At 65.5% G+C, this 5,006-nt stretch carries 4 protein-coding genes and 1 pseudogene; 2 read left to right on the top strand and 3 right to left on the bottom strand.

From position 1 onward, the window contains the following. Nucleotides 1-338 (top strand): permuted SH3 domain-containing protein (locus AB4Y99_RS25730; protein WP_472841065.1); only part of this gene is annotated, 338 nt, incomplete at its 5' end. Between the two features lie 11 nt (nt 339-349). After that, a complete protein-coding gene (locus AB4Y99_RS25735; protein ID WP_441525326.1) occupies nt 350-3,574 on the top strand; it encodes an efflux RND transporter permease subunit in 3,225 nt (1,074 codons plus the stop codon). A gap of 4 nt (nt 3,575-3,578) precedes the next feature. Here AB4Y99_RS25735 and AB4Y99_RS25740 read toward each other — a convergent pair whose 3' ends face one another. From AB4Y99_RS25740 to AB4Y99_RS25750, 3 genes and pseudogenes are all read right to left on the bottom strand, one after another. Next, a complete protein-coding gene (locus AB4Y99_RS25740) occupies nt 3,579-4,259 on the bottom strand; it encodes a hypothetical protein (protein ID WP_441525327.1) in 681 nt (226 codons plus the stop codon). Next, the gene (locus AB4Y99_RS25745; protein ID WP_441525328.1) at nt 4,256-4,534 is read right to left on the bottom strand and encodes a hypothetical protein; all 279 of its coding nucleotides are present in this window, start codon (nt 4,532-4,534) and stop codon (nt 4,256-4,258) included. Before AB4Y99_RS25745 ends, AB4Y99_RS25740 begins: the two co-directional genes overlap by 4 nt. A 220-nt stretch (nt 4,535-4,754) precedes the next feature. Continuing rightward, a pseudogene (locus AB4Y99_RS25750) lies at nt 4,755-5,006 on the bottom strand (winged helix-turn-helix transcriptional regulator); the annotation flags it as partial.

Below are 5,006 nucleotides of genomic sequence, written 5' to 3' on the forward strand. Positions count from 1 at the left end.
CCCCGGAGGTCGACAAGACCTCGCGGCTCGGCCGCGTGCGCGTCGCGCTCGACGGCAACCCGCCGGTCGCGATCGGCTCCTTTGCGCGTGGGGTCATCGAGACCGGCCGCAAGCAGGCGGTCACGCTGCCGCTTTCGGCGATCACCTATACGCGCAGCGGCCCGACGGTGCAGACGGTGAAGGAGGGCAAGATCGTGACCAGGAAGGTGACGCTCGGCCTCTCCGGGGACGGGCGCGCCGAGATCGCGACCGGGCTCGCCGCGGGCGAGACCGTGGTGGCGCGCGCCGGCACCTTCGTGCGGGACGGCGATCTCATCACGCCCGTCGCGACCAACTGACGGGGCGGGCGATGAACATCAATTTCTCCGCCTGGTCGATCCGGAAGCCTGTCCCGGCGATCCTGCTCTTCGTCGTGCTCTGCGTGCTCGGGCTGCTCTCCTTCTCGAAGCTGCCGGTGACGCGCTTCCCGAACATCGACGTGCCGCTCGTCTCGGTGACCGTGACGCAGTCGGGCGCCGCGCCGGCCGAGCTCGAAAGCCAGGTCAGCAAGCGCGTCGAGGATTCCGTCGCCAACATCACCGGGGTCAAGCACGTCACCTCGACGCTGACCGACGGCCAGTCGCTGACGCTGATCGAATTCCGGCTCGAAACCAACACCGACCGCGCCGTCAACGACGTCAAGGACGCCATCGCCAAGATCCGGGCCGACCTGCCGCGCACCATCGACGAGCCGATCATCCAGCGCATCGATGTCGAGGGCCAGTCGATCCTGACCTATGGCGCGGCCTCGGCCGGCATGACGCTGGAGCAGCTCTCCTGGCATGTCGACGATGTCGTCGCGCGCGAACTGCAAGGGCTGAAAGGCGTCGGCCGGGTCGAGCGCTATGGCGGCGTCGACCGCGAGATCCGGATCTCRCTCGATCCCGACCGTTTGCTGGCGCTCGGCATCACCGCCGGCGAGGTCAACCGGCAGGTGCGCGCCACCAATGTCGACCTGGCCGGCGGGCGCGGCGAGGTCGGCGGTCAGGAGCAGGCGATCCGCACGCTTGCGGGTGCAAGGACCGTCTCCGATCTGGCCGAGACGAAGATCATGCTGACCGGCGGGCGCGAGGTCCGGCTGAAGGATCTCGGCCGCGTCGAGGATTCGAATTCGGAGCCGCGCGCCTTCGGCCGGCTCAACAAGAACCCCGTCGTCACCTTCGCGGTGTTCCGCTCGAAAGGCTCGAGCGAATTGTCGGTGAAGGAGGTCGTGCAGCAGCGCATCGAGGCCCTCAACAAGCGCTATCCGAACATCCAGATCTCGCCGATCGACGACGCCGTCGCCTATACCCACGGCAACTACAAGGCGGCGATGGAGACGCTGCTGGAGGGCGCGGCGCTCGCCGTCATCGTCGTCTTCCTGTTCCTGCGCAACTGGCGGGCGACGCTGATCACGGCCATCGCTCTTCCGCTCTCGGCCATCCCCACCTTCTGGGCGATGGAGATGATGGGCTTCTCGCTCAACCTCGTGAGCCTGCTCGGCATCACGCTGGTCACCGGCATCCTGGTCGACGACGCCATCGTCGAGATCGAGAACATCGTCCGGCACATGAAGATGGGCAAATCGCCCTATCGCGCCGCGATGGAGGCGGCCGACGAGATCGGGCTCGCGGTCATCGCGATCACCCTGACCATCGTCGCGATCTTCGCGCCGGTCTCCTTCATGGGTGGCGTCGCCGGGCAGTATTTCCGGCAGTTCGGCCTCACCGTCGCCGTCGCGGTGCTGTTCTCGCTTCTGGTCGCGCGCCTGATCACGCCGATGATGGCGGCCTATCTGATGCGGCCGGTGAAACATGCTGATCCGAAGGATGGCTGGATCATGGGCGGCTATGTCGGGCTGCTGAAAACCACGCTGAAGAAGCGGCGCATCCCGTTCTTCCCGCGCCTCGACGGCTCCGGCACGTGGCGGACCCTGCCGTTCAACACCGCCTATGCGACGCTGCTGGTCGGCTTCCTCTTCCTGTTCGGCTCGATCCAGGCGACGCAGCTCCTGCCGACCGGCTTTATCCCGGACGAGGACACCTCGCGCGTCGTCGCCTCGGTCGAATTGCCGCCCGGCGCGACGCTGGAGGACACCCGCGTCACCACCGACAAGCTCGTCGATGCGCTGAAGACCATTCCCGAGGTGCGTGACGTCTTCGTGCTCGGCGGGGCGTCGCCGACCGGCCAGCGCGAGGTGCGCCGTGCGGCCGTCTTCGTCCTGCTCAAGCCGAAGGCCGAGCGCGACATCAAGCAGAAGGAGCTCAAGGTTACCATCGCCGAGAAGCTCGCCAGCGTGCCGGATGTGCGCGCCTGGTATGTCAACGAGCGCGGCGAGCGCGAGATGGCCTTCTCGATCCTGTCGAAGGATGGCGATGCGCTCGACGCGGCGGTGGCGAAGATCGAGGCGCGGATGCGCCAGGTGCCGGGCTATCTCAACGTCGCGACTGCGGGCTCGCTGAGCCGGCCGGAGCTGCGCGTCACGCCGAAGCTGGAGGAGGCCGCTAATCTCGGTGTCACGGCGGAAGCGATCTCGGAGGCCGTGCGCGTCGCGACCATCGGCGATGTCGGCGCCAATCTCGCCAAGTTCAACGCCGGCGACCGGCAGATCCCGATCCGCGTCCAGCTCGACGAAGCCGCACGCACCGACATCCGCAACATCGCGGCCTTGCGCGTGACCAATACCAACGGCGTCTCCATCCCGCTCACGGCCGTCGCCGATGTCGGCTTCGGCGAGGGGCCGAGCTCGATCGACCGCTATGACCGCGTGCGCCGGGCACAGATCGGCGCCGACCTCAAGCGCGGCTTCGAGCTCGGCACCGCGCAGGACCGGTTCCACGACATCGTCGAGGAGGTCGGCCTGCCGCCGGGCGTCTGGATCGCCGCGACCGGCGATGCCGAGATCCAGGGCGAGGTCGTCCAGGGCTTCATCACCGCGATGACCACCGGCCTGATGCTGGTGCTCGCCGTGCTGATCCTGCTCTTCGGCTCGGTCTTCCAGCCGATCACCATCCTGCTCTCGCTGCCCCTCTCCTTCGGCGGCGTGGTGATCGCGCTGCTGGCGACGGGCAATGCCGTCTCGATGCCGGTTTATATCGGCCTGCTCATGCTGATGGGCATCGTCACCAAGAACGCGATCATGCTGGTCGATTTCGCGGTGGAGGAGGTYGGCCGMGGCAAGGACCGGATGACGGCGCTGCTCGAAGCCGGCCGCAAGCGGGCCCGCCCGATCCTGATGACCACCATCGCCATGGCGGCGGGCATGYTGCCCTCSGCCTATGGCGTCGGCGATGGCGGCGAGTTCCGCGCGCCKATGGCGATCGCGGTGATCGGCGGKCTGATCGTCTCGACGGTTCTCTCGCTGATCTTCGTGCCGTCCTTCTACGCGGTGATGGACGATCTCTCGTATCTGACCGGGCGCCTGTTCGGCCGCTTCTTCAGCAAGGCGGAGGACGAAAGCGCCTGGGAGCCGATCCATGACGAGCATGCGACGCCGGGCGAGGCGACGGCGGAAGCGATGGGCCGCAAGATGCCGCCGCGGCTGGCGGCGGAGTGAGGGATTACGCTGAGGGCTGCGACACTTCGAGCGGGAAGGGCATGCGTTCGTAGATGGGGAGGAGGTCTTTCCTTCGGGCGAAGTCTTCCTCCCAGTCATGGAGCAAACTCACGACGGCTTCGCGATCCTGCGCGGCAACAAGGGCGCCGAGCTGGCTCGCATATTTGAACTCTGGCTGCCGCCAATTCTTCATCATGAGGTGCCAGTCCTTGATCTTTTCATAGACGACGGCGGCCTCATCGAAGCGTCCAAACGCGGCATGCATATGGATTTGATAGGGTTCGTAGTGGTTCAGCCAGTTGTCATATTCATAAGAGCGCGGTTCGCCTTCCACGCGGAACATGTCCTCGATCGACCGCGCCCGGCGCAGCATCGGGAGGATGCGCCGTTCTAATGTCTCGATGACGGCTTCAGTGAAGCCGGAGTCAGACCAGAATCGCGGGCCTTCCTTGGGAAGCCAGAAAATATCGGGGCACAGGCCCTGAAGCGATCCGGTCGGATTGAAGGCGTGGCCGATATGCCAATAGAAGCGCGGATAGTCGGCATTCCAGCTTCGGTCGATGGATATCGAGCGAAGCACATGCTGTAGCGGCGCCAGAACGATGAAGGGGTTTCTGACGATCAGATCGTCATGGCGCGATGCGACCGCCTCCAGAAGCTGCTTGATTTGCTTCTTCGTTGTCACTGCTTTGGCCTCACCTCGATGACAAGAATGCGTCGAACCGGGCCAAAACCCAATTTAGCTGCGTTGGCGAGGAACTCGGCCCGCCGATCAGATAAGCCGGCCTTACCAGTTTTCAGATCATAGACACACAAAGTGCCATCTTGACGGTATTCGTAGGCGTCCACGCGAATTGATCCAGGATATCCATAGCGTACCGCACTCTCCCTCGCTCCTTCACCAGTCTCCTTTAAGAACGATTGTTCCGCCTTGAAGTTAGGATCGTAGCGATCGTCCACGTAGTTCTTGAAGCGCGCATGGACTGCCGTTCCATAAGCGGCAGACGAAGGATAAAGGTCTGGAGAGCCTGTGGCGCTGGCGGCGCGGTCAGCCAGTTCCCGGACTCGCGACGCGATGGGGAGAGATGGCGGTGGGGTGGCATGGCGGGCTCCTGAAAGGAGCCCAGTCTCCGGCCGTTTCAGCCGCCGGGGATAAGTGGAGGCGGGGTCTCTGCCCGCCTCAGGCGGTCGCGATCTGACGCCGCGCCAAGGCCGCGCGATAAGCTGCCGTCAGCTCGTTCAGCACCGACACCTCCGGCGCCGGCGCGTCGAGATGCAGGTGCCGGAGCTCCTGCATGAAGCGCTCCCACAGCGCCGGGCCGCCTTCGCTGAGCAGCTCCGCACGGATCGACAATTCCTCGGTGACCGGCAGGAAGCGCCGGCCCCATTCGCCCATCGCGGCGAAGACCGGGACGAGCGCGATGCCCATCTC

Origin of the sequence: Allobosea sp. TAB14, from assembly GCF_052113865.1 — a bacterium.
GTDB lineage: Bacteria > Pseudomonadota > Alphaproteobacteria > Rhizobiales > Beijerinckiaceae > Allobosea > Allobosea spartocytisi.